The organism is Moraxella lacunata (assembly GCF_002027545.1).
GTDB classification, from domain to species: domain Bacteria; phylum Pseudomonadota; class Gammaproteobacteria; order Pseudomonadales; family Moraxellaceae; genus Moraxella; species Moraxella lacunata.
In genome coordinates this window covers 7,067-10,047 of the sequence record NZ_MXAN01000013.1, presented here as the reverse complement: position 1 = coordinate 10,047, position 2,981 = coordinate 7,067, and the positions used below count along the sequence as shown (strand labels likewise).

Sequence of the window (2,981 nt, the reverse complement as noted above, 5' to 3'; positions counted from 1 at the left end):
TGAGCCGACCAACCCACCATGTAACACCACCACAGGTTCGCCTTGTCCGTGGATTTCATAATAAATCTCTTTCCAAACTAAAAATAAACCCTTATAAGTATTGGGGTTGAGGTTTTTAAAAATCCACAAAAATCGGGGTTTGGAAAGAAGTCTATTTTTCATTGCAAATACAAAAGTTCAACACGCCCTAAAAAGCACAGTCAAAACCCACATCAAAAAGTGTGTTGCTCGTCAATTTTTATCAATTTCCTACGCCAGTTTTAACTGTATCAGGTTCACGGGTATCATCTCAGCCATAAATAGCACCCCGATTGATAGGTTGGATTATAACAAAAGGGTAAGAGGTGTGCAAGCGGTTAAAAATGGTTAAAATGGTTTTTATTTTTAACAAAATGGCGTAAAATAACGCTTATTTAACCATTTAAACACCATGACCCTAAACCTACCCCACCTAGACCTTACCCCCTTACAATGGGACGACTTGCACACAAGCACCCACCCTAATGCCGAATACAACGCCACGCATGATGATATGCTTGCTCACATTTTGTCTCGCATTGACGATAAAAAAAACGGACAAACCTGCCCTGATGAGCTGTGGATTGTGGAACATCAAGATGTTTATACGCTAGGGCAAGCAGGCAAAGAAGAGCATATTCTCTACAAAACCGACACCCCAATCATCAAAACCGACAGGGGCGGACAGGTAACGTGGCATGGCGTGGGGCAACTTGTGGTGTATTGGCTGTGGGATTTGCACCGCCTTGGCATGGGCGTGCGAGATCTTGTGAGCCACGCCGAGCAAGCCATAGAAGACGTGGTGGGCGAATACCTACCGCCCGATTTGACCGCCAAGGCTCGCCGTGATGCCCCTGGGGTGTATATCTACAACCGTTCGGGCGATATGCTTGGCAAAATTGCAAGCCTTGGCTTTAAAATCAAACAAGGGCATAGCTATCACGGCATTGCCATTAACCTTGTTAATGACCTAACCGCCTTTAATGCCATTAACCCTTGTGGCTATGCAGGCATGGCTATGGTAAAACTGTCGCAATTTGGCAAATTTGACGACAGCCAAACGCACGAATTTATTCATAAATTTATCAGTAATATTCAAAAAAGACATAAGGGCGAGATTGCACTTAGATTGATTTAATATTACAATGGCACAACTTTTTTAATCCCAATCGGAGAATTTTATGGTAGATTTTAACAAAATCCTAGACGCAGGCGACGTGGACGCAGGCGAGATTAATGTGGTCGTAGAAATCCCTACTGGCTCAAACCACAAAATCGAATGGAACCGCAAACTCGCTTGCTTTGAGCTTGACCGTGTTGAGCCGATTGCCTTTGCCAAGCCTTGTAACTATGGCTTTATCCCCCAGACCTTAGACGAAGACGGCGATGAGTTGGACGCACTTATCCTAACCGAACAGCCATTGACCACAGGCATTTTTCTAAAAGCCAAAGTGATTGGCGTGATGAAATTTGTCGATGACGGCGAAGTGGACGACAAAATCATCGTGGTGCCTGCCGATGACCGCAACAACGGCAATGCGTATAACAGCCTTGATGACTTGCCACCACAGCTTATCAAACAGCTAGAATTTCACTTCAATCATTATAAAGACCTAAAAAAAGCTGGCACCACCAAAGTCGAAGGCTTTTTTGATGTCGCCACCGCCAAAGAAGTGATTAAAGAAAGCCAAAAACGCTGGGTAGAACAAGCGTGATTTTGGCGACTTGCAGATGACAACCTTATAAGTCATCAATCATAAAAAACCGCCCGAATGCCATAAACAGTATTCGGGCGGTTTTGGTAACATGAGTATAATTTACTCTGTGTTGATTTATACCTTATAAAACTTCACCTTGCCAAACGCAGGGGTTTGCTGTCCTTTGCGTTCGCTTTTGCCTTGTCTGTCATCAGCTCTTTTTCGCTCGCTTTTGCCTTTTTGGGTACGTTTTTGGCGAACTTCACGAGCAGGCAGGGGCTTTTTGTGGATACGGGCTTGTTTTTCTTTGGCGGGCGTGTTTAGTCCCGTGCCTTGGCGAGAACGCAGACCCACCGATGAGACAAGGGCATCAATGGCTTTGGCATCAAGCTCAATAAATCGCCCTGTTTTTAGCTCTTTGGGCAATATCATGGTGCTATAACGGGTGCGAATCAAGCGTGAGACTTTGAGCTCTTGGGACTCGAACATACGGCGAACTTCACGCTTACGACCTTCTTTGATGGTAACGTGATACCATTTATTAACCCCTGTACCGCCACCTTCTTTGATGCCATCAAAGCGTGCCATACCGTCTTCTAACTCAACGCCACGGGTCAGATTCTGGGCAATCTCTGGGGTGACTTCACCAAGCACACGTACGGCATATTCACGCACCACTTCGCTAGATGGGTGCATGAGACGATGAGCCAGCTCGCCATCATTGGTGAACAGTAGCAGACCCGATGAGTTAATGTCTAGCCTGCCGACCATCACCCATCTGTCTCCTGTCAGCTTAGGCAGGCGGTCAAACACCGTGGGGCGACCTTCGGGGTCCGACATGGAGCAAATCTCGCCTTCGGGCTTATAGTAGGCGATGACACGGCGACGTTTCTCACGTTCGGCTTTAAGACGTACCAGTCGCCCATCGATACGAATCTCATCACTCACATTGGCTCTATCGCCCAGCGTTGCGGTCTTACCATTGATGGAGATTCGCCCTGTTTTGATGATTTCTTCTAACTGACGACGTGAACCCAAGCCCATGCGTGCTAGGAGTTTTTGCAATTTTTCGCCTTGGGGTTTGACGGTGTCTGCGTGGGTATCGACGGGTAATTCGGTGATGTGTGGGGCATTCATGATGTGTTCCTGTGTGGGGAGTTTAACATTTCACAATGTTATCAATGCATTGGGGCGTGCCTGCTCTTTATAACACCATTTAAATTTAGAAATATTGCAAAGATAAAATGATGTTTTTGCATGAAAAAT

At 45.9% G+C, this 2,981-nt stretch carries 3 protein-coding genes and 1 riboswitch; of the genes, 2 read left to right on the top strand and 1 reads right to left on the bottom strand.

The window, feature by feature from the left end:
• Positions 1–229: 229 nt before the first annotated feature.
• A riboswitch (TPP riboswitch) is annotated at positions 230–320 on the bottom strand.
• 110 nt (positions 321–430) lie between these two features.
• Both lipB and B5J94_RS02850 read left to right on the top strand, forming a co-directional pair.
• Positions 431–1,156 (top strand): lipoyl(octanoyl) transferase LipB, encoded by a 726-nt coding sequence (gene lipB / locus B5J94_RS02855; RefSeq protein ID WP_062498487.1) that lies wholly within the window; start codon positions 431–433, stop codon positions 1,154–1,156.
• A 43-nt stretch (positions 1,157–1,199) separates the two neighbouring features.
• Entirely contained in the window at positions 1,200–1,733 is a 534-nt protein-coding gene (locus B5J94_RS02850) for an inorganic diphosphatase (RefSeq protein WP_062498486.1), read from the top strand.
• 117 nt (positions 1,734–1,850) lie between these two features.
• Here the strand turns inward: B5J94_RS02850 and rluB are convergent, their stop codons facing one another.
• The gene (rluB, locus tag B5J94_RS02845) at positions 1,851–2,759 is read right to left on the bottom strand and encodes a 23S rRNA pseudouridine(2605) synthase RluB (protein ID WP_062498488.1); all 909 of its coding nucleotides are present in this window, start codon (positions 2,757–2,759) and stop codon (positions 1,851–1,853) included.
• Positions 2,760–2,981 lie beyond the last annotated feature (222 nt).

Excerpts from the sequence above, each read along its gene's own strand:
- lipB (WP_062498487.1), top strand. The coding sequence starts at position 431 with ATGACCCTAAACCTACCCCACCTAGACCTTACCCCCTTACAATGGGAC.
- rluB (WP_062498488.1), bottom strand. The coding sequence starts at position 2,759 with ATGGGCTTGGGTTCACGTCGTCAGTTAGAAGAAATCATCAAAACAGGG.
- B5J94_RS02850 (WP_062498486.1), top strand. The coding sequence starts at position 1,200 with ATGGTAGATTTTAACAAAATCCTAGACGCAGGCGACGTGGACGCAGGC.